Source organism: Arthrobacter sp. A2-55 (assembly GCF_025548615.1).
GTDB lineage: Bacteria > Actinomycetota > Actinomycetes > Actinomycetales > Micrococcaceae > Specibacter > Specibacter silviterrae.
Map to the genome: position 1 here is coordinate 1 of NZ_JAJLOZ010000058.1, position 20,255 is coordinate 20,255.

General features: G+C 67.4%; 18 protein-coding genes. 8 read left to right on the forward strand and 10 right to left on the reverse strand.

Annotation, left to right across the window (positions count from 1 at the left end; translation table 11 throughout):
• The first annotated feature begins 1,156 nt into the window (after positions 1-1,156).
• Positions 1,157-1,279: a hypothetical protein gene (locus LPN03_RS15070; protein WP_262454859.1), complete on the forward strand. Its 123-nt coding sequence runs from the start codon at positions 1,157-1,159 to the stop codon at positions 1,277-1,279.
• A gap of 11 nt (positions 1,280-1,290) precedes the next feature.
• Here LPN03_RS15070 and LPN03_RS15075 read toward each other — a convergent pair whose 3' ends face one another.
• From LPN03_RS15075 to LPN03_RS15090, 4 genes are all read right to left on the reverse strand, one after another.
• Positions 1,291-2,079: an MBL fold metallo-hydrolase gene (locus LPN03_RS15075; RefSeq protein WP_262454860.1), complete on the reverse strand. Its 789-nt coding sequence runs from the start codon at positions 2,077-2,079 to the stop codon at positions 1,291-1,293.
• A 3-nt stretch (positions 2,080-2,082) separates the two neighbouring features.
• The gene (gene ahcY / locus LPN03_RS15080) at positions 2,083-3,570 is read right to left on the reverse strand and encodes an adenosylhomocysteinase (RefSeq protein ID WP_262454861.1); all 1,488 of its coding nucleotides are present in this window, start codon (positions 3,568-3,570) and stop codon (positions 2,083-2,085) included.
• 99 nt (positions 3,571-3,669) lie between these two features.
• The gene (locus tag LPN03_RS15085) at positions 3,670-3,852 is read right to left on the reverse strand and encodes a hypothetical protein (protein WP_262454876.1); all 183 of its coding nucleotides are present in this window, start codon (positions 3,850-3,852) and stop codon (positions 3,670-3,672) included.
• 69 nt (positions 3,853-3,921) lie between these two features.
• Positions 3,922-4,320 carry a DUF3499 domain-containing protein gene (locus tag LPN03_RS15090; protein WP_165181824.1) on the reverse strand — a complete coding sequence of 133 codons (399 nt, stop codon included), beginning with the start codon at positions 4,318-4,320 and terminating at the stop codon, positions 3,922-3,924.
• A 73-nt stretch (positions 4,321-4,393) separates the two neighbouring features.
• Between LPN03_RS15090 and LPN03_RS15095 the strand changes: the two genes are divergently transcribed.
• From LPN03_RS15095 to LPN03_RS15105, 3 genes are all read left to right on the forward strand, one after another.
• Entirely contained in the window at positions 4,394-4,897 is a 504-nt protein-coding gene (locus LPN03_RS15095) for a metallopeptidase family protein (RefSeq protein ID WP_262454862.1), read from the forward strand.
• A gap of 168 nt (positions 4,898-5,065) precedes the next feature.
• Positions 5,066-5,341, forward strand: coding sequence for a helix-turn-helix domain-containing protein (locus tag LPN03_RS15100; protein WP_165181826.1), 276 nt, complete (start codon positions 5,066-5,068; stop codon positions 5,339-5,341).
• Positions 5,341-6,720: a type II toxin-antitoxin system HipA family toxin gene (locus tag LPN03_RS15105; RefSeq protein WP_262454863.1), complete on the forward strand. Its 1,380-nt coding sequence runs from the start codon at positions 5,341-5,343 to the stop codon at positions 6,718-6,720. The genes LPN03_RS15100 and LPN03_RS15105 overlap by 1 nt, the downstream gene beginning before the upstream one ends.
• Positions 6,721-6,918: 198 nt before the next feature.
• Here the strand turns inward: LPN03_RS15105 and LPN03_RS15110 are convergent, their stop codons facing one another.
• From LPN03_RS15110 to LPN03_RS15130, 5 genes are all read right to left on the reverse strand, one after another.
• A complete protein-coding gene (locus LPN03_RS15110) occupies positions 6,919-8,163 on the reverse strand; it encodes a cation diffusion facilitator family transporter (protein ID WP_262454864.1) in 1,245 nt (414 codons plus the stop codon).
• Positions 8,160-8,522, reverse strand: coding sequence for an ArsR/SmtB family transcription factor (locus LPN03_RS15115; protein ID WP_262454865.1), 363 nt, complete (start codon positions 8,520-8,522; stop codon positions 8,160-8,162). The genes LPN03_RS15110 and LPN03_RS15115 overlap by 4 nt, the downstream gene beginning before the upstream one ends.
• A gap of 320 nt (positions 8,523-8,842) precedes the next feature.
• Positions 8,843-10,597 (reverse strand): DUF5719 family protein, encoded by a 1,755-nt coding sequence (locus LPN03_RS15120; RefSeq protein WP_262454866.1) that lies wholly within the window; start codon positions 10,595-10,597, stop codon positions 8,843-8,845.
• Positions 10,598-10,799: 202 nt separating this feature from the next.
• A complete protein-coding gene (locus LPN03_RS15125) occupies positions 10,800-14,354 on the reverse strand; it encodes a glycosyltransferase family 2 protein (protein WP_262454867.1) in 3,555 nt (1,184 codons plus the stop codon).
• Positions 14,355-14,383: 29 nt separating this feature from the next.
• Positions 14,384-14,944, reverse strand: a complete 561-nt coding sequence (locus LPN03_RS15130) for a WhiB family transcriptional regulator (RefSeq protein ID WP_262454868.1) — start codon at positions 14,942-14,944, stop codon at positions 14,384-14,386.
• Between the two features lie 383 nt (positions 14,945-15,327).
• Between LPN03_RS15130 and LPN03_RS15135 the strand changes: the two genes are divergently transcribed.
• Positions 15,328-16,128, forward strand: coding sequence for a TIGR03089 family protein (locus tag LPN03_RS15135; RefSeq protein WP_165181837.1), 801 nt, complete (start codon positions 15,328-15,330; stop codon positions 16,126-16,128).
• Positions 16,129-16,146: 18 nt separating this feature from the next.
• Here LPN03_RS15135 and LPN03_RS15140 read toward each other — a convergent pair whose 3' ends face one another.
• Positions 16,147-16,650: a GtrA family protein gene (locus LPN03_RS15140; protein WP_165181838.1), complete on the reverse strand. Its 504-nt coding sequence runs from the start codon at positions 16,648-16,650 to the stop codon at positions 16,147-16,149.
• A gap of 238 nt (positions 16,651-16,888) precedes the next feature.
• On the opposite strand from LPN03_RS15140, the gene LPN03_RS15145 reads away from it, so the two are divergent.
• From LPN03_RS15145 to LPN03_RS15155, 3 genes are read left to right on the forward strand one after another with little or no spacing between them, the layout of a single operon-like run.
• The gene (locus LPN03_RS15145; RefSeq protein WP_262454869.1) at positions 16,889-18,043 is read left to right on the forward strand and encodes a 5-(carboxyamino)imidazole ribonucleotide synthase; all 1,155 of its coding nucleotides are present in this window, start codon (positions 16,889-16,891) and stop codon (positions 18,041-18,043) included.
• A gap of 46 nt (positions 18,044-18,089) precedes the next feature.
• A complete protein-coding gene (gene purE / locus LPN03_RS15150) occupies positions 18,090-18,608 on the forward strand; it encodes a 5-(carboxyamino)imidazole ribonucleotide mutase (protein WP_165181864.1) in 519 nt (172 codons plus the stop codon).
• A gap of 7 nt (positions 18,609-18,615) precedes the next feature.
• Positions 18,616-20,247, forward strand: coding sequence for an LCP family protein (locus LPN03_RS15155; protein ID WP_262454870.1), 1,632 nt, complete (start codon positions 18,616-18,618; stop codon positions 20,245-20,247).
• Positions 20,248-20,255 lie beyond the last annotated feature (8 nt).

The following is a 20,255-nucleotide window of genomic DNA, read 5'->3' on the forward strand; positions in this document are numbered from 1 at the left end:
TGATTCGTAGGGTATCGCAAGGCGGAGTCGAACAGATCCCCTGGCAAGCCCCGTCTCCATGCCGTGGGTCCACATCCGTGGATGGCCTCAACCGTCGTGGATTGCGGATAGCGGATCGTTTGATCATTCAGACCGTAGTTCTCATTCTGCTTGCCACAACTGGCGATTACACGATGAATTAGGGTGGGGAAGGTGGAATCGATTCGTAAAATACCCCGTGCCGAGTGGGACAGTCAACCAATCCAGCCCACCGCGGGATCCTATTGGCTCAAATGCAATCAGACCATCAAGGTCATCCTCATCTTGTTGGCGGTTGTGGTGGTGTTTGCCATTGTTGGCCGGAATACTCATCCACGCTCAGCCTGGATGCTCTGGGTTCCGCTTTCTGCCTTCATTGCATCATGCATCTCCCTCATGATCGTGGGCAGCTTCGCCTTGGGCCCCTATAGAGCTGAACGCCGTTTGGGTTACACGACATGGCCATCAAGGTCCGAAACTTCAACACCCAAGGACCGTGAAAACAGGCGATAGTGGACGCCTTCGAGAAACGTCTATCCGGTCTCAACAAGGGTGGCAAGCCTCGTCACTGACCCAGACATCATCGATCATGTTGCCGGCGTCAACGTAGGCTACTTCACGACTGAAGGGAATTCCTCCCTGATCGCCAGCTACAGGGCGCTGCGGTTGTCGCGGTGCGATCAGCTTAAATGAGCCTTTTCCGGACAGAGAATCAGAGAAATACTCCGCAGCGGGGAGATCTCCCCCGATTCCGGGACGACGCATGAGCACCGCGACACCAGCCCTGCACATGGAACAACCGCCATCGTTGGATCCTCGCGGCCAGTGCGGACAATAGCGAGAATTTTTCTCCAAGGATCTTCACCCGGAAGTCGGCGGCCGTCACAATGCCGAAGGGCAAATCCAATATGGAGTCGGTCTGACAATCCGGCGGAGTAGGATACTGAAAATGAACACGGTCCGGGTGGTCCCGCCGACAGAATGGGCCAGGCAACCTGTGCAGCCCAGCGCGGGATCATATAGGGGAAAAATCAATCGCGCAGTAAAAGCGATAATTGTCGCATTCGTCGTAAGCCTGATTTTCGCAATTATCACGCGTGGGATTCACCCAACCCCTTGGTGGTTGCTGTGGATACCAATGTCCGTCTTTATAGCCATCGGCGTCTATGGCGTGGCGGTCTGTGCTGTCGCCTACCGCCCGTACAAGGCTGAGCGCCGCCTCGGCTACACAACATGGCCATCCGGATCGGAAATCCAGTGAAGCCTTGCGATTCAGCCCCGCAAATACTCCAGCTGCGCCTGCACGGACAATTCCGCGGCCCCGAGCACGTTGGCCGGGACGTCGCCGTAGACCACGGCCACAATGTCCGCCGCTGACGGCTCCGCGCCGCTTTCCGAACGCAAGGAAGCCAGCGCACCGCGCACCTGCTCCAGCCGTTCCTTCCGGTGGGCTTGGTAGGCCGACGCCGCGGCGGCCAGATCCGGAAGCACAGGGCCGTGGCCGGGCAGCGCCTTAACAGGGCCGCCCTCTGAGCCCAGCACCCGCAGTTTCTCCAGCGACCCGAGGTAGTCCCCCAGCCGGCCGTCCGGGTAGTCAAGCACCGTGGTCCCCCGGCCCAAGACCGAGTCTCCTGTCAAGACCGAGCCGTGGGCGCCGTCGTTCTTCAGGAAAAAGCACACCGAGTCCGAGGTGTGGCCGGGGGTGGCCAGCACCTCAATGTCCAGGCCCGCCGCCCGGATCAGCTCGCCGCCGCGCAGGGGCTCCCCCGCGTGGCAGTGCTCGGGGCGGACAGCGCGGACCGGCGCGCCCGTGAGCTCGTGGAGCCGCGCGCTGCCCTCCGTGTGGTCGGCATGGTGGTGCGTGATGAGGACCAGCTCCACCCGGCCCGCCGCGGCCAGCGCCGACAGGTGACCCTCCAGCAGCGGGCCCGGATCAACCACCACGACGCCGGCCCCCGGGGCGCCGAGCACGTAGCTGTTGGTGCCGTCCAGGGTCATGGGGCCGGGATTGTCCGCGCGCAGGGTGCGGCTGAGCGGGCCGGTTTCCTGCCAGTCCGCCATGGCCTAGTACCGGTAGTGGCCGGGCTTGTACGGGCCGGCCGGGTCCAGGTCCAGGTACGCGGCCTGCTCTGCCGTGAGCTCGGTCAGCTCCACGCCGAGGGCGGCCAGGTGCAGGCGCGCCACCTTCTCATCCAGGATCTTCGGCAGCACGTACACCTGCTTTTGGTATTCATCCGTGCCCAGCTTGGAGAAAATCTCGATCTGCGCAATGACCTGGTTGGTGAAGGAGTTGCTCATGACGAACGACGGGTGGCCCGTGGCGTTGCCCAGGTTCAGCAGGCGCCCCTCGGAGAGCACAATGATGGAGCGCTCCTGCGCTGTGCCCTTGTCGAAGACCCACTCGTGCACCTGCGGCTTGATCTCCACCTTTTCGACGCCGTCGATCTTGGCCAGGCCGGCCATGTCGATCTCGTTGTCGAAGTGGCCCACGTTGCCCACAATGGCCTTGTTCTTCATCTTCAGCATGTCCGCCGCGGAGATGATGCCCAGGCCGCCGGTGGTGGTGACGAAGATGTCGCCCTGCCCGATGACCGATTCCAGCCGGGCCACCTGGTAGCCGTCCATGGCGGCCTGCAGCGCGCAGATGGGATCGATCTCGGTGACAATCACGCGCGATCCCTGCCCCCGCAGCGCCTCAGCCGCGCCCTTGCCGACGTCGCCATAGCCGCAGACGACGGCGACCTTTCCGCCCAGGAGAACATCTGTGGCGCGCATCAGGCCATCGGGCAGGGAGTGGCGGATGCCGTACTTGTTGTCGAACTTGGACTTCGTGACGGAGTCGTTGACGTTGATGGCGGGGAACAGCAGCTTGCCCTCCGCCGCCAGCTGGTACAGGCGGTGCACGCCCGTGGTGGTTTCCTCCGTGACGCCGTGGATCTGCGCGGCGATCCGCGTCCACTTCTGCTTGTCCGCCTTCAGTGACTTGCGGAGGGCCTCGAGGAAGATCCTGCCCTCTTCGGAGTCCGCGTCCGTGGCGTCCGGGACTGCCCCGGCGGCTTCAAACTCGGCGCCCTTGTGGACCAGCATGGTGGCGTCGCCGCCGTCGTCCAGGATCATGTTGGCGCCCTTTTTGGGGTTCTTCGCGGCGCCGGGCCAGGTGAGGATCTGCTGGGCAGTCCACCAGTACTCCTCCAGGGACTCGCCCTTCCAGGCGAAAACAGGCACGCCCTGCGGGTTCTCCGGGGTGCCGTTGCCGACCACGATGGCCGCCGCTGCCTCATCCTGCGTGGAGAAGATGTTGCAGGACGCCCAGCGGACCTCGGCGCCCAGCGCCGTGAGCGTCTCGATCAGGACCGCCGTTTGCACGGTCATGTGCAGGGAGCCGGCAATGCGGGCGCCCTTGAGCGGCTGGCTGTCCTTGTATTCCTCGCGCAGGCTCATCAGGCCCGGCATTTCAAACTCGGCCAGGCGGATCTGGTGCCGGCCGGCCGCGGCCAGGGTGATGTCAGCGACCTTGTAGTCTGCCGGGCTGAGGGTGGAGGCGGTGCTCATGGCGGGTCCTTACTGTGCTGGACTGTGCTGGCTGGCTTGGTGGTTTTAGGCCGGTGGCTGGGGGCTGCCGGTTCGGCGAGCTGCTCGGGGCGCTGCCGGCTAGGCAAGCTGCTCGGGGCGCAGCAGCAGGGGGATGCCCTCCTCGATGCTGTAGCGCAGCGGCTTCCCGTCGGGGCCGGGCTGCGTGCTGACCAGCTGCGCACCTTCCTGAACCAGGGTGGAGCCGGTCACGGGGCAGCGCAGCACGGACAGGAGTTCGTCGCTGATTTTCGCCATCGTCATCTCTTCTCGTCGAGGGGGTGGTTCCGGGAGCTTGTCCGCCTGCCGGGCGTTGCCGGGGCTAGTGCGGGGCTAGTCCCGCAGGATGTGGAGGTGTCCGCGGCGCCCGCTGCTTTGGCGGGAGCCGCCGGGGTCTGCGGTGGGGCGCTCCAGCAAACCGCGGGGTTCGCGCTGGGCCTGGGGACCGTCGTCGTCCGGTTCAGCGGCGGCCTCACGGACGGCGTCGGCCAGGGCCAGGAGGTCGTCGGGACCGGGGCCGGGAGGGGTGTCCGAGCGCGCCAGGCGGATCACTTCCCAGCCCAGCGGGACGGTGAGGCGGGCGGAGTGCTTGGAGCAGAGGTCGTAGCAGTGGGGCTCGGCGAAGGTGGCCAGGGGGCCCAGGACTGCGGTGGAATCGGCATACACGTACGTCAGGGTGGCCACGGCCGACTCGCGGCAGGCTGATCGGGTGCATTGACGAAGGGTTCCCACGATTCCCAAGATTACCCGCCTTTTAGCCCGTTTGCCCCCAACGGCTCACGCGGCCGGAGTGAACTAGAGTGAAATGATGCAGCACAACACGCCGGAGCCCGGTTTTAGCGTTACGTTCCACGACGGCGACGCGCTGCCCGTGCGGCCGTTTGCCCAGCGTCGGCGCAACCGCCACGGGCGCGGATTGCGGGGCTCCATCATGCTGCCCGGGCTGCCCGGATCGCGGACGCGGGCGGAAAAGTTTGAGGACCTGGTGGTTGATTCCGCCGAGCGGCTCCGGGAACTGTGGAGCGCGCAGCTGGCGGATGTGGAGTACCTGGTGGAAGAGGTGCCGGACAAGCTGGAGGAATTGGTTGCCTCCCGTTCGCAGGCGCCGCTGGGCAAGTACACGCCTTCCTCTCCATTGGTGGGGCATGCGGTGATCGTCATTTACCGGCACCCCGTGGAGGCCCTGTGCGACACCCCCGCGCAGGTCCGCGAGCTGGTGCACGAGGTGCTCATTGAGCAGGTGGCCGGGCTGCTGAACATTGACCCGGACACCGTGGACCCGATGTTTGGGCGGTTCAGGCGGGGGTAGGCGCTGGGCGGGCTGGGCTGGCTGGCCTGGCGGGCTTGGTGGGCTTGGCGGGCTTGGCGGGCTTGGCGGGCTTGGCGGGGCGCTCTAGGCGTCTACGCCGGCTAAAGTAGCTAAAGCATTGAAGTACCTCCATTAACGTGCGAAAATAGCTACATTATAGGAGGCTGCATGCTGGAAACAGTGCGACTCGGGGCCAACTTGAAGGCCCGCAGAATCATTTTGGGCCTGCCCCAGGAGCTTGTCGCCGAAAGAGCCAACATCTCCCGGGCCACCTTGATGCGCCTTGAAGCGGGAGAGGGCGGCAAAGTGGAACACCTTATGACTGTTGCCTCCGTGCTGGGCATCGCTGAAGACATCATCCAGGCCACAGATCCCCTGAACAGCGATCTGGGCCGCGCCCGTGCCCATCTCCTCAATCGCCAACGCGCCCCGAGGAGGACTTGATGGCCCGTAGGTCAATCCGCAGGATTGAGGTCCTGGTCAACGAGACCCCGGCCGGAACGTTGGAGATTGAGTCGGACCAGCTGTCCCCGCTTGAACACATGTCGTTTTCCTATGCTGACACCTGGATTTCCAGTGCTGGTTCCTTCGAGCTCTCGCCGGAATTGCCTCTCATGCGCGGCCGGCAACACCCCACCCTCGGCAGGATGATTTTCGGGTCATTTCAGGATGCCGCACCCGATGCCTGGGGCCGGAAGCTGCTTTTCGAGGAATTGCGACAGCAAGCAAGAACCAAGGGCACAGGCCTACAGAACCTGAGCGAGGCCGGTTACCTGCTGATGGTCAATGACGAAACCCGTCAAGGAGCCTTGCGATTCCGGGAAAACGGGGAATTCTTGTCGTCATGGGGGAAAAGGGCCGGCGTTCGCGACCTCGAGGCGCTCGCTGTTGAAGCAAGGGTGTTTGCCGAGACAGGTTATGTTGACGAGGAGAATTCCATGCTCTTGGGGGCCGGTTCTTCTCCCGGCGGCGCCCAGCCAAAGGCATGGGTGCGCGACTCCGACGGGTCCATGCTGCTAGCCAAGTTTCCACTTGGCTCCGGCTCGGGCAATCCGCAGGTATGGGAAATGGTGGCCATCAGGCTTCAGAAACGCGCGGGTATCAAAGTGCAGGCATCAAGGCTCCTGCCGTTGACCGAACACTCACACATTTTCCTGACTCGTCGATTCGACCGCTCCGGGGATCTTCGAATCCCGTATATGAGCATGAGGTCAACGCTGCAAGTGGATACCTATGCGCATCCTGATTATGTAAGGATCGCTGGCGAAATCGCACGAATTTCGGGCGCACCGGTGCAGGACGCCAACGAAATGTTCAGTCGCGCTGCCTTCGGCGCCATGGTCAACAACACCGACGACCACATGCGGAACCATGGACTGCTCCGCACCGACAACGGGTGGAGGCTGTCGCCGTCGTTCGATGTAAACCCTATGCCAACCGGCGCATCGGATACTCCCTTGGTCCCTGGGGGGAGCCCGTACGACAGGGATGTTCGCGACCTCCTTGAGTATGTGGACGTGTTCAGGCTGACACGGGATCAGGCCATCGGCAGGCTGCAGCTTGTCGCCGAGGCCGTGTCCCACTGGCGGGATGAGGCTCTCAGCCTGGGCCTTGAGGCTGAGCTGCTGGAGCACATGGTGCGGGCCTTCGAGGGCCACAACATCCAACGCGTCAAGTCGTTGCCGCCGGCACCGACTGTGATTGACCTCCGCGACACGAGGCGCCACACTCTGGAAGCTGCTCCACGGGAGAAAATCTGGATACCTGGCCACCTCCGCCGAGGAAAGCCAATTCGCGGGCATTTTCGCAAGCGCAGAGGGTAGCAGGCAGTCGCGTGGGCCGTCCCCGCTTTCCGTGGGGGCAAAACCCGCGCCCACTTTTGCCCCCGGTGCACCGGGGGCAAAACCCAGCCCGAGTTTTGCCCCACAGGAAAGCCGGCACCTCAGTCTGGAACGCCCCAAGCACCCCGGCGTTGGTGAGGTGCGCGCGTTGGCGAGTGACGGCGTCGTCCGTCTGGGGGTTCAATGCCCCGGGCGGTGGATGGGCGTGATGGTCATGTCGTCCAGCTTGGGGAGGGCGTGGGCGAGGCTGTGCCGGGCGGCGTGGACGGTTTCCTGGACGGCGGACAGGGGCGCGTCGGGGACGACGACGGTGGCCGCGCCCTGGAGCCGGTGGCCCACCCAGCGCAATTGCAGGCGGTCCACGGCCAGGACGCCCGGCGTGCCTTCGATGGCCTTCTCAGCGCGGGCGACGAGGTCCGGTTCGATGCCGTCCATGAGCCGGCGGCCGATGCTTTTCACGGTTCCCCAGAGCAGGACGATGATGGCGGCGGAGATGAGCAGGCCCACGATGGGGTCGGCGAGCGGGAAGCCGAGCATGACGCCGCCCGCGCCGAGGACCACGGCCAGCGAGGTGAAGCCGTCAATGCGGGCGTGCACGCCGTCCGCGACCAGGGCGGCCGAGCCGATTTGCCGGCCCACGCGGATGCGGTAGACGGCCACGGCCTCGTTGCCGGCGAAGCCGATCAGCCCCGCGGCCAGCACCCACCACAGGTTGTGCAGCTGCTGCGGGTGGAACAGCCTGTCGATGGACTGCCAGGCAGCTACGACGGCGGAAAGCGCCACGACGGCGACGATGAACAGGCCGGCCAGGTCCTCCGCGCGGCCGTAGCCGTAGGTGAAGCGGCGGTTCGCTGCCCGACGGCCCAGGATGAACGCGATCCACAGCGGCAGGGCGGTCAGGGCGTCGGAGAAGTTGTGGATGGTGTCCGCCAGCAGTGCCACGGAGCCGCTGACGAGGACAACGAGGAATTGCAGGACGGTGGTGCCCAGGAGCAGGAAGAGGCTGATCTTCAGTGCGCGGACGCCCTGGACGCTGGATTCGAGGGCGTCGTCGATGGAGTCCGCGGAGTCGTGGGTGTGCGGGACGAACAGCTCGAACAGCCAGCCCTTGAGGCCGGTGTGGTGGGCGTGGTCGTGGTCATCGTGATCGTGGTCGTGGCCGGCGTCGTGGTCGTCGTCATCGTGGTGGTCGTGGCCGTGGTCGTGGTCGCCGGTGTGGTGGTCGTGGTCGCCGTGATCGTGGCCGTGGCCGGCGTCGTGGTCGTCGTGCCCGTCGTGGCCGTGGCCGCCGGTGTCGTGGCCGTGGCCGTGGCCGTGGTGGCCGTGGTCATCGTGGTGGGCGTGGTCGTGGTCGTCATGGCCGTGGGTGTGGGCATGGCCGTGGTGCCCGCCGTCGTGCTGGTCAGTGTGGCTGGTGGCATTCACGGGGCAACCTGCTCGCTGCGGTGGTGGGCCGGGATGCCGCCCAGGGCGTGTTCAGCCTGGTAGATGGCGTCGGCCACCAGCTGGCGGGCGTGCTCGTTCTCCAGCCGGTACATGACCCTGGTGCCGTCCTGACGGGTGGAGACCATCCGGGCGAGGCGCATCTTGGCCAGGTGCTGCGAAACCGAGGCGGGCGACTTGCCGACGGCCTCGGCCAGCGCGCCCACGGCCATTTCGCCTCCGCGCAGGGCCAGGATGATCCTGACCCGGGTGGCGTCGGCCAGCATCGCGAAGACCTCAACCGCCAGTTCCACGTACTGGCTGTCGACGTCCAGGGAGCAAGCTTTCTTATCTGCATTCATACGCACATAATGTCATAAGGGCAGGGCGTTTGTCGCCCTGGGGCGGCTACCACAACAGTTCGCCTTTCCGAATGCGGGGCGAATCCGCACGTGCGGTGTATCTTGTCGGGGCGTTCGCGTGTTGGCGCCTGCTTCGCGAAATCGCCTGCAGGGTTTCACTGCTCTCGCGGCCTGACCCGTTCTCGAGACTACTTGGGGGCGCGCCCAGCGGTCTCGGCCCTCGACTACTGGGGCCGGGCCCTTGGTCTCACACGGCTCACACGGCTCGCTACTCGGCCAACGGGGTGCGGGCCGCTGGAGCCCACTGCCCTACAACCCGATTAGAATCGCGTAGTGATTCCCAGCTGCTGGGCCTCGGCGGACGTTGCAGCGATCGGCAGCACGGCAATGTTCGCGGAGCCCTTGGCCCCCAGCAACTGCGTGCCGTACACCGCCTCGCCCGACGCCGACACCAGCACGGCAACCGTGCCGGAGCCCAGCAGCGCGGCGGGATCCACCGTGGTGGTCTGCCCGGACTGCAGCGTCACCGTCTTGTGCACACCCAGGGCGCCGGAGGCGGAAATGGGCACCAGGTCCACCGATCCCGTCCCCGTAGGGGCTGCCAGCACCAGGGTGGTACTCAGCCCCGCCGGCAGGGAAAGCAGCTGGTTGTTGCCCAGCCGCGCGGCCGTAGGCGCAAACGCAATGTCCGTTGCGGCACCGGGCTTCGTGGAGTTGACCAGCCGCACGCCCGCCACCACCGAGGCATTGGAACTGACTGTCAGCGTATACGTCCCTTCCGCCAGGCCCGCCAGTGACAGCTGGCTGACCTTGCCGGCGGTAGCCGTAAACACGCCGCCGCCGGGCAGCGGAACCTGCCCGGTGGGGCCGTACGCCTTGACCTCCACAATGGCGTCCGCCGCGCCGGGCACCGTGACCATCAGCGCCGTGGACGCATCCGAATAGCCGGACTGCCCGGCGATCTTGGCCGCGGCCGCCGGTGCCTGGACGCGCACGCCGGGAATGGCCTGCGAGGTGCCGGGCGCCTGAACGGGCTGGAGGAAGTCCACGCCGCCGGGGGTCAGGCCGCGCAGCACGGACTGCTGGATGAATGCGGAAACCGGCCCGCCGGAACTCTTCACGTGCACGCTGAGCAATTCCTGGTCCGGCGCCAATCCCGACAGCATCACCGAACGGGACGCGCCGGGCGCCACCACCAGGCCCTTGCCGCCGGGCGCCTGGACTGGACCGCCGGCCCCCACCAGGTCCAGCGACACCGTGGCCGGGCTCTTGGACGAGTTTGCCAGCTCCAGTACCGCCGTGCGGCCCACCGTGGTGCTGGCGCCGGCCAGCCAAAAGTCGTTCGACGCCGGCTGGCACGTTGCGGCGGAGAGTCCCTTCAGGTCGCCGTCGGCCGAGTCAACCACCACGGCACCGGCTGACAGCGGTCCCAGCCCGGCCAGAGGAACGGCCCGCAGCACCGAGGCGGCGGACACAACCTGGTTTTGCAGCAGCGCGGCCTTGCCCTTCGCCGCCCCCGTCACGGGAGCCAATGTGGCCGGCGCCGAGGAGGCCAGGGCCGCAGCCTGGGCCGGCGCCTTGGACAAGGTGAAGAGCGGGGTCCCCTTGGCATCCAGCGACTCCACCCCGGCCCCCGGGAGCGTGCCGTCCGGATTGCTAAGCACGACGGCGGACAGCTGGCTTTTGGTGGACGATGAACCGGGTGCGAACTGGGGATCCGTACCGGCGGCGGCTCCTTCCACCAGCTGGGTGGGGCCCACGCAGTTGGACAGGGAGTCCCCCACCGGAAGGACCTGGTTCTGCAGGGCCAGCTGTGCCGTGGCGTTGCTGCCGGGGACCAGCGTGCCCGCAGCCACCATGCCCACAGCCAGCAGTGCCGTGGCGGAGCCGGCGAGGACCAGCGGCCACTTTCGCGGAACGGCGCGGGGCTTGCGGCGTTCAGAACGCCGCGGCTTGGCGGCCCGAGCCTCGGCAGCCGCCTTGGGCACGCGCTTGGGCCGGGCGCTGCGCTTCAGCTTGGTGGCCGGGGACGCGTCAGCCTTCTTGGCTGCGGGCACCGGCTTGGCAGGATCCACCGCAGAAGGTGAGGGAGCGTCGCCTGGGACCACCCCGGAAGGTGAGGGAGCGTCGCTTGGAACCACTGCAGAAGGTGAGGGAGCGTCGCCTCGGACCACCCCGGAAGGTGAGGGAGCGTCGCTTGGAACCACTGCAGAAGGTGAGGGAGCGTCGCTTGGAACCACCCCGGAAGGTGAGGGAGCGTTATTGGGGTTGCGGTCCTCAGACACCTCTACCTACCTTGTGCAATGATGCCTCGTCCCGGTACGCCCCGGTGCGGCCGCGCCGGGCCCGGACCGGGATGGCCAGCAGCACGGTCAGACCCAAAAGGACCAGCTGTGCCAGGCTCATCAGCGCGTTCCACGGCTGTACGAAATGAATTTCCAAATGCCCGCCGGCGGCCGGAAGCTCGAAGGCCTGCGCCCAGCCGTCCTGCACGGGAGCCAGGGCCGTGCCGTCCAGCGTGGCCTGCCAACCGGCGTCGAACCGTTCAGCCAGCACCACGCGGCGCCCGGCCGGTCCGGCCGCAACGGCCGTGTCCACGCCCACGCCCTTGGACTCCACGGGCGACAGGGCGGCACCCTTGGCGTCCACCAGGCGCACCCGGTTCACCACTTCCGTGGGCCCAGCCTTCTGGTAGGTGGGGTTGACCCGCCACAGCCAGCCGGAATCGGTGGGGCCCACGGCGTTCAGCCCCGGCACGGCGTCCAGTTGACTGGCCACCAGCTGGGCCGCGGTGTCGCCGTTTTGCAGCACCACAAACCCCACGCCCATCGACATCAGCTCGGGGCGGGGGTCCACGCCGGAGCGGGCCATCAGGACGGCCACCGTTTCGCGCAGCACGGACGTGGCGGCATCCGGGCCCGCCACCTTTTCACGGCCGGGATCCCCGGAAATGTTGCGGGCCGCAGCGATGGTGGACAGCGAGTCCAGGGTGGTGCCGGCACCCTGCATCAGCGTGGCCTGCACACTGCCGGACGGGTCCGCGCGCAGCACAATGGTGCGGCTGGCTTCGGGCCCGGTGCCCCTGTCGGCCGCCGTGGCCGGAATGGTCCCGGCCTGCACTGGCACCAGCGCCGACGCCCCGGCCAGGCCCGCGCCGTTGCCGTTGAAGTTGTTGACAGTCCACAGGCCCAGGCTGGCCACGGGGGCCGCCACGAGCAGGACGGAGAGGATAGCGGCAATGGCCCGGCTCCCGCCGCGCGCCTTCGCCCCGCGGTCCGCAGCCTGGTACGCGCGGCGGTAAACTGCGTCGAACCCCAGCAGCGCGGCGGCGAGGAGGGCGAAGAGCGCCACCGAAACAGCCGGCCCGTTGAAGGGCGTCACCAGCGAGGTGCCGTCCTGGCCCACCGCAATGAGCTTGCTGCCGTAGGAGACGGCCAGTGCCAGCAGCGCCACCAGCCACATGGTCCGGACGGTGCCGGCGCGGCGGATGGGGGCCAGCAGGGCCAGGAACGCCGCCAGGACCACGGGGCCGCCCACCACGAATGCGGCCACCCAGGTCCAGGTGGTGCCGCCCACCGGGATCCCGGCGCCGAGGAGCTCGTGGACGGGCGTCACGGCGTTGGGGAAGCCGAGCAGCTGCTCCCACAAAGGGCCGGGGTTGCCGGCCAGCGGCACGCCCGGGTCGCCCAGGAGAGCGCGCGGGTTGGCCTGCGCGGACCACACAAACGGCAGAAACACGGCCAGCGTGGGCAGCAGCGACCACCACAGGGTGCGGCCGCGCCGGCCCAGGAAAACGGTCGCCAGCAGCACGGCCACCACGGCAATGGGGAACACGGTGGGGGCGCCGGCCGTGACGGCGGCCAGGGCCAGGCCTGCCGCGGCAGACGCTGTCCACGACGGCGTGCCGTCCACGCCGGGGCGGCCCAGCTTGAGGGTCCGGGCGGAAGAGGCAACCCGGGAAGCACCCCGGGAAGCAGCCTGGGCGCCAGCCACCGCCCCGCTGCCGGGACCCGCCCCGCTGCCGGGACCCGCCGACCTTGCCCCGCCCACGGCGCGGACCATGCCCAGCACCACCAGCGGGATGAGAAGGTGTGCCAGCAGGGCGCCCAGGCGGCCCTGCCCCAGCGACACCAGCAGCACCGGAGCGCCGGCCCACACCAGGGCCGCCACCACGCGCGGCCAGCGGCTGCGGGAGAATGCGCCGGCGGCCAGCCAGGCAGTCAAAGCGGACAGCGGGATGGCCAGCAGCACCGTCCACAGCGTGGCGGCGTTGGCGTCGCCCCCGCCCAGGACGCCCAGCAGCCACACCACATAGTTGAACGGGTTCCCGCGGCCGGGCAGCCCGGTCCCCAGCGACACCCACCAGTCGGTGGCATGCTGCCAGATGGTGCCGAGCCGGGCCGACACCGGCAGCAGCGAGCCTCCCGTAATGCCCGTGGTGCCCATCAAGCGAGAAAGGACCACCAGCGAAAGGACCGCCAGGGCCGCGGCCAGCAGCAGGGCGCTGACTGCCGGGGCCGTCCGGCCGGCCACCATGGGCGTGACGGCGTCGTGGTGGGTGTCGCCGGTGGGCTCCAGGATGGAGGGGGCGCCGGGTCCGCCGGGTTCGCCGTCGTCATCCGGGCCAACGGCCTCGCGCAGGCCCTTGAGCTGGTTGCGGGCCTCAATCCGGCCCACCACCAGGTTTTTGTGTGCCGAGCGGGGCTGCACGCGGGTGCGGGCCAGGGCGGAGCGGCTGCGGACCAGCGCCACGGGGCGGCACAGCCCGGCAAGGGTGGCGCCAAACATGCTCACTGCATGCCCGGGGGCCTTCAGCAGGAAGCCGGCGAAGAGCCAGTAAATTGCGGAGACGACGGCGCCGACCACCAGGAACGGCAGCTGCCAGGCCGGGGCGTGCTTGAGTCGGGTAAAGACTGCGGCCTTGCGGGCGGCCACGGGCGATCCCATGGGGTTGGTCCGGTTGACCACGTGGAACACCCTGGCCGCAGGGACCACCAGCACGCGGAAGCCGGCCAGCCGGACACGGGCACAGAAGTCCAGGTCGTCGCCGGGCCCGGGGATGGCGGGGTCAAAGCCGCCCAGCTTTTCCCACAGGTCCCGGCGCACCAGCATGCCGGCGGCGTTGACGGCGAAAAAGTCGGCGCGGTCGTCATACTGGCCCTGGTCCAGTTCGTCGAGATTGACCAGCGCATAGCGGTCAAACCAGCGGCTGGCCTTCAGGCCCACATCCACCAGGCGTCGGCGGTTGTCCCAGTCCAGCTGCTTGCACCCGGCCACGGCGGCCGTGGTGGAACGCTCCACAGTTTCCAGCAGCAGCTGCAGGGCATCCGGGGCGGGCGCGGCGTCATCCTGCAGCAGCCAGATCCATTCGTGGCGGGAGGCGGAGTCGCCCGCTTCGTCCGGGAAGGGCTCGCGGGAAAGCTGGGCCGTGGCCTTGCCGGCCGTGGCCTTGCCGGCGGCGGCGGCCTGCCCGGCCTGCCCTGCCGGGGACGGCTCCAGAGGCTCGACGGCGGAGTCGGGGGCAGCGGCGTCGTACTTGGAAGGCGGGGTGGAAGTGGCGGAAGCGTGGGAAGCGGCCCGAGCGGGGGTGTTGCGGTGGCCGCCCAGGTTGCGGTTTTGGTGCTCCAGGACAGCCTTGACGGCAGCGCCGTAACCGCCCTTGCGGGGGTCAAAGGGGATCACATTGCGCTCCCCCAGTTCCTTGCGCAGCAGTTCCCCGGAATCGTCAGTGGAGCCGGCGTCGGCAGCAAGGATCGCGGTGGCGGGACGCGTTTGTGCCGCCAGGGCGCGTAAGACCGTGGGGAGGTAGGCACTGCCGTTGTGGGCAACCAAAACGGCAGTGACATTTACTGCATCAAGAATTAGACCGCTCGCTTCCGCAGCCGCCGACGCTCACGCTCGGACAGGCCGCCCCAGATTCCAAAACGCTCATCATTTGCCAGAGCGTATTCAAGGCACTGCGACCGCACGTTGCAGCCGCCGCACACTTTCTTGGCATCCCTTGTGGAGCCGCCCTTTTCCGGGAAAAACGCCTCCGGATCAGTTTGCGCACACAAGGCGTCCGTCTGCCAGCCTAGTTCACCTTCGTCGCTGAAGTCGTCAAGACCGGGCCGCAAACCGATCCACACCGGGACTGCGAGGTGCGGGTTCCGGGCGGGAAATTCGGTGTCCCCGCCAAGCTCCCCCGGCCCGTCGGCGAAATCGTCGTCTAGGTCCTCAGCGAGCTCGTGGGCCGCCAGGAACGCGGTGGCCGCATCCTCCAGCGACTCGCGGCTGGCCCGCTGGTGCGCCTGTGCGGCGTCGGGATCCGCCGGGTCCACGAACCAGTCCGTGGGCACCCCCCTCAGGGGGTAGGCAGCGGCCGCGGCTGCCTCGATGGACTTGCTGGTTTCCTGTTTTACACTCAGCTGCGCTTGCCCCATGGTCGTCCTCCTGAATGTTGCCGTCTTGGCTGCATGGGCCGGCGGTTCTGCCACATGCGGCGCCCCCTGCCGCTGTATGTGCCCCCTGCAGCGGTTCGTGCGTCTAATTACACCCATGTAAGTCTGGTACGTCAAGCGGGCGGGGAATCATAGCCACCTACCGGGGGGTACCACCCCCGCGCCACGCCCGGGAATTTCATACCGTTATCTGTGGCAGATCCGCGGATTTACTCCATTTGCTGGGTATTTCCTGGCAATTTTCACGGAATCGCGCCATTTTTGACACAGCGGGTAAACATTGGCATGACGAACGTCACAGTGCTGTAAAGTTTTGTCAACTTGGCGGATATACCTTTGGCCCACCGCGTGGAAAGATCAGTAGCATGGCACAAAACCCCACCACAGTCACCGACCTCCTGCAAGCACTCCGCGGCACCAACGCCACGGCCCCCCGGCTGACCTGGTACGGGCCCAATTCCGAGCGGGTGGAGCTCTCCGGCAAGGTGCTGGACAACTGGGTTGCCAAGACCGCCAACTTCCTGGTGGACGAGCTCGACGCCGAGTCCGGCACAGTAATCAACGTGGACGTCCCCGTGCACTGGCGCTCCCTGGTGTGGCTGCTGGCCACCTGGGCCGTGGGCGCCACCGCGTTCACCGGCACCGGCCTGCCCGACGCCGATCGCTGCCGGGGTGCCGACGTTGCGAACATTGTGGCCACCACCGATCCCGAGGCCGCCTCCACGCGCGCCGAGAGCTCCGGACACCAGCCCTACGTGGTGGCCGTGGCCCTGCCCGCGCTGGCCATGCGCTGGACGGAATCCCTTCCCGACGGCGCCCTGGACTACTCAGGCCAGGTGCGCGCCCACGCCGACGTGTTTTATGCCGACACCACGCCCGCCGGGAACCAGATTGCGTGGGAGTCCGTGGCCGGGCCGGTTTCGTATGCCGCGCTCTTGGGCGGCGGGACTGACGGCGCGCGCGCGGCGGGCGGCACTGACATTGCGGGCGACGGCGGCGCTGGCGTTACCGGACCACAGCGCAAGCTGCTGCTGGGGCGGGACGGTTGGGACGGCGTCGTGCCTTCAGCGCTGCAGACCTGGGCGGCCGGCGGCTCCGTGGTGCTCTTGGACCCCTCCGTGGAAGACACGGAAAAGCTGCGGGCCTCGGAAAACGTCAGCGCCTAGTTTTTAGGGCTGGCGGGTTTAGGGCTGGCGCTCTGTTTCGATGAGCTTGTGGTCGTCCGCGAAGGCCGGATCCTTGTCGAGTTCCTCGGTGAAAACCCAGAAGCGGTAGGCGAAGAAGCGGAAGATGGTGCCCAGGACCAGGCCGATCACGGAGCCGGAGATGAAGTCGGCGTAGGCGGTGGTGAAGCCCAGCACCCAGTGGGAGATGTACACGCAGGCGCTGGCGATGGCGATGCCCACGCCGTTCATGATGATGAACAGCACCACTTCACGGACCATGTTGGCCTGGCGGCGGTGGCGGAACGTCCAGTAGCGGTTCGCGACCCAGGAAAACAGTGTGGCCACCACGGCGGAGATGATTTTTGCCTTGGTGGGGTGGCCGGACATGGAGCCGTTGAGCAGCCAGAGGTAAATGCCGGAGTCGATGACAAACGCAATGCCGCCCACCACGCCAAATTTGGCCACTTCGCGCCAAAACAAGCCGAAGAGGCCCTTGAAGCGGGCTAAAAGCGTCTGGTACATGTTCCTCCGTGGTGGGGCGGTGCTGCCGTTGAATTGCTCTGCATGCCGTCAAATGGCTTCGGAATGGCTTCGGGCAGCGCAACGGCGCGGCCATGCGCAATCGTTGCACAGGCCACTGGCTAAATTCTAAGCCAACTGTGCACCACGGCCCGCCGTGAAAGCTGGGAGAAGCCTGCCAAATCGCCCCATCGCGGCCCAAAAGCAGGTTTGCGGGCACTCTTTCGGTACTCTGGGGACTGTGACTTTTCCTGTGATTGGCGTAGTGGGCGGCGGACAGTTGGCCCGCATGATGGCCCCCGCGGCCGTGGCCCTTGGTTTTCATTTGCACGTTCTGGCGGAGGCGGAAGACGTCTCCGCCGTGGACGCCGTGGCGCAATCCCCCGTGGGCGACTATCAGGACTTGGACACGCTGAGGGCCTTTGCCCGCGGGGTTGACGTGCTCACCTTCGACCACGAACACGTCCCCAATGAACACCTTCAAACGCTCATCGCCGAGGGCGTCAACGTCCAGCCGCGGCCGGACGCCCTGGTCAATGCGCAGGACAAGCTGGTGATGCGGGCGGCAATCGAAAAGCTGGGACTGCCCAACCCCTTGTGGGCCGCCGTGGCTTCCGTGGCGGAAATCACGGCCTTCGGCGACTCCAACGGCTGGCCGGTGGTGCTGAAAATGCCCCGCGGCGGCTACGACGGCAAGGGCGTGAAAGTGCTCCGGTCCGATGCGGAGGCGGCCGGGGCAGCAGACTGGTTTGACGCCATGAGCCCGCTCCTGGCGGAGGAAATGGTGCCGTTTTCCCGCGAGCTTTCCGCCCTGGTGGCCCGCACACCCTCCGGCGAGGCCCGCGCGTGGCCCGTGGCCGAGTCCATCCAGGTGGCCGGGGTCTGCGACGAGGTCATCGCCCCCGCCCCGGGGCTGCCCGCGTCCGTCGCGGAGCAGGCCCAGTCCGCCGCGCTCCGGATCGCCTCCGAGCTGGGCGTCACCGGCGTCATGGCGGCCGAACTGTTTGAAACCCCCGGCCGCGGCGCCGGCTACCTCATCAATGAGCTGGCCATGCGCCCCCACAACACCGGCCACTGGACCATGGACGGCGCCGTCACGGGCCAGTTCGAGCAGCACCTGCGCGCTGTCCTGGACCTCCCCCTCGGCTCCACCGCCGCGCTCGGCTCCATCGTGGTCATGAAAAATTTCCTGGGCGGCAGCAACCAGGACCTCTTCAGCGGCTACCGGGCCGCCCTGGCCGCCGAGCCCACCGTGAAAGTGCACAGCTACGGCAAGTCGGTGCGCCCCGGGCGGAAGATCGGCCACGTCAATGTGATCGGTTCCCCGGACGACGACGTTGCAGCCGTCCGCGCCCGCGCCACAACAGTGGCAAACATCATCCGAGACGGACAGTAAGGACTTCGCCGTGATTGATCATTCCACCCCCCTGGTGGGCATTGTGATGGGATCCGATTCCGACTGGCCCGTCATGGAGGCCGCCGCCGCCGCGCTCTCCGAGTTCGGCATCCCCTTTGAAACGGACGTGGTCTCCGCCCACCGCATGCCGGCGGAAATGATCGCCTACGGCCGCGGTGCCGCCGGGCGCGGAATCCGTGTGATCATTGCCGGTGCGGGCGGCGCCGCCCACCTGCCCGGCATGCTGGCCTCCGTCACCACGCTTCCCGTGGTGGGCGTGCCCGTGCCGCTGAAAACCCTGGACGGCATGGACTCCCTGCTCTCCATTGTCCAGATGCCGGCGGGCGTGCCCGTGGCCACCGTCTCCATCGGCGGGGCCCGCAATGCCGGGCTACTGGCCGTGCGCATGCTGGCCTCCGGCACCGATCCGCTGGCCGCCTCGCTGGCCGGGCAGCTTGCCGCCTTTGCCCAAACACTCAACGACCAGGCAACCGCCAAGGGGGCAGCGCTGCGTGAGAAGGCCGGGGCCACCTACCCGCTGGCCGTCATGCCGGAACGTCGATAAGGAACGCATGAGCTTCAGCAGCGCCAAGACCGCCCGTTCCTCCGGCAAGCCGCCCGTGCTGACCAACCCGGTCCGCTACCCTGAATCGGCCTCCGCGCCCATGCGCTCCAAGCGTGCCTGGATGCTGCTGCTGCTGACCCTGGTGCTGCCCGGCAGTGCGCAGCTGGTGGCCGGCAACAGGCGGCTGGGACGGCTGGCCCTGCGCTGCACGTTCGCGGCGTGGCTCCTGGTGATTGCCGCCGTCGTGCTTGCCCTGGTAAGCCGGGAAACCCTGCTGAACCTGTTCACAAACCCGTGGACGTCGCTGCTGCTGGTGGTGCTCATGGCCGCCGCGGCGGTGGGGTGGGCGGCGGTGTTCGTGAACACCTTTGCCATCATCCGCCCGGGCCTGCTGGCGCCGGGGATGCGCGGGGTGGTGACCGGGGCGCTGGTGGTGCTCATGGTGGCCACCAGCGGTTCCCTGGGCTACGGGGCGTACCTGGTCAACACGGGGCGAAACGCCATTTCCAGCATTTTTGGCGGCGGTCCCGACATGGCGCCGGTGGACGGGCGCTACAACTTCCTGGTGATGGGCGGCGACGCCGGGGCGGGCCGGTCCGGGCGGCGCCCCGACTCCATCATTGTGGTCAGCGTGGACGCGAAGTCGGGCCAGGCCTCCACCATCAGCATTCCGCGCAACCTGCAAAATGCGCAGTTCTCACCCGGTTCCCCGCTGTGGAAGGTGTACCCTCAGGGCTACAACTGCGGCGACAACTGCATCATCAACTTTCTCTACACGGACGTCACCGACAACCACAAGAACCTCTACCCCAAGGCACCGGACCCGGGCGCTTCCGCCATGATGGATGCGGCCGGCGGAATCCTGGGGCTGAAAATCCAGGGCTACGTGCTGGTTGACATGGCCGGCTTCTCCAAGCTGATCGACGCGCTGGGCGGGGTCACCATTGACGCCGGCGGGTGGGTCCCCATCAGCGGCGACGACCCCAACGGCGACGGCCACCACCTCCCTCCCACCGGCTGGATCTCCCCCGGCGTGCACAAGCTCGACGGCTACCATGCCCTCTGGTACGCCCGCTCCCGCCAGTGGGTCCTGGAATACTCCCGGTCCCAGCGCCAGCAGTGCATCCAGCAGGCGCTCCTGAAGCAGATGGACCCCGCCACCGTGCTGACCAAGTTCAATGCCATTGCCGACGCCGGCACCAAGGTGATTGAATCCGACATCCCCGCCGGGCAGCTGGGCAGCTTTGTCTCGCTGGCATTGAAGGCCAAGGGCCACCCGCTGACCCGCCTGACCATCGGCCCGCCCGACTTCCCCGTCGAGTTCTCCACCTACCCCGATTTCGCCAAGATCCACAGCCGCGTGCAGTCGCTGCTGCACCCGGCTCCGGCTGCCCCGGCTTCTCCCAAGCCGGCCGCGCCTGCCGCGCCTGCCGCGCCTGCCGCGCCGAAGACGTCCGACGCCGGCACCTCCGGCAGCGCTGCGCCCGCGTCGCCGGTGACGCCTTCGGCACCCGCTGCCACCACGCCGTCGAGCGCGCCGCCCGTCACGCAGGCCTACCTGCAGCAGCTGGCCGTGAACGGCGACGACACCGACCTGGTGGCGCTGCTGGCCAACAACGGCACGTGCACGGCGCCCTGATGTTTTGA

Excerpts from the sequence above, each read along its gene's own strand:
- LPN03_RS15095 (WP_262454862.1), top strand. The coding sequence starts at position 4,394 with ATGATGCAGCACAACACGCCGGAGCCCGGTTTTAGCGTTACGTTCCAC.
- ahcY (WP_262454861.1), bottom strand. The coding sequence starts at position 3,570 with ATGAGCACCGCCTCCACCCTCAGCCCGGCAGACTACAAGGTCGCTGAC.
- LPN03_RS15075 (WP_262454860.1), bottom strand. The coding sequence starts at position 2,079 with ATGGCGGACTGGCAGGAAACCGGCCCGCTCAGCCGCACCCTGCGCGCG.
- purE (WP_165181864.1), top strand. The coding sequence starts at position 18,090 with ATGGGATCCGATTCCGACTGGCCCGTCATGGAGGCCGCCGCCGCCGCG.
- LPN03_RS15135 (WP_165181837.1), top strand. The coding sequence starts at position 15,328 with ATGGCACAAAACCCCACCACAGTCACCGACCTCCTGCAAGCACTCCGC.
- LPN03_RS15155 (WP_262454870.1), top strand. The coding sequence starts at position 18,616 with ATGAGCTTCAGCAGCGCCAAGACCGCCCGTTCCTCCGGCAAGCCGCCC.
- LPN03_RS15100 (WP_165181826.1), top strand. The coding sequence starts at position 5,066 with ATGCTGGAAACAGTGCGACTCGGGGCCAACTTGAAGGCCCGCAGAATC.
- LPN03_RS15070 (WP_262454859.1), top strand. The coding sequence starts at position 1,157 with ATGTCCGTCTTTATAGCCATCGGCGTCTATGGCGTGGCGGTCTGTGCT.
- LPN03_RS15130 (WP_262454868.1), bottom strand. The coding sequence starts at position 14,944 with ATGGGGCAAGCGCAGCTGAGTGTAAAACAGGAAACCAGCAAGTCCATC.
- LPN03_RS15085 (WP_262454876.1), bottom strand. The coding sequence starts at position 3,852 with ATGACGATGGCGAAAATCAGCGACGAACTCCTGTCCGTGCTGCGCTGC.
- LPN03_RS15115 (WP_262454865.1), bottom strand. The coding sequence starts at position 8,522 with ATGAATGCAGATAAGAAAGCTTGCTCCCTGGACGTCGACAGCCAGTAC.
- LPN03_RS15140 (WP_165181838.1), bottom strand. The coding sequence starts at position 16,650 with ATGTACCAGACGCTTTTAGCCCGCTTCAAGGGCCTCTTCGGCTTGTTT.
- LPN03_RS15105 (WP_262454863.1), top strand. The coding sequence starts at position 5,341 with ATGGCCCGTAGGTCAATCCGCAGGATTGAGGTCCTGGTCAACGAGACC.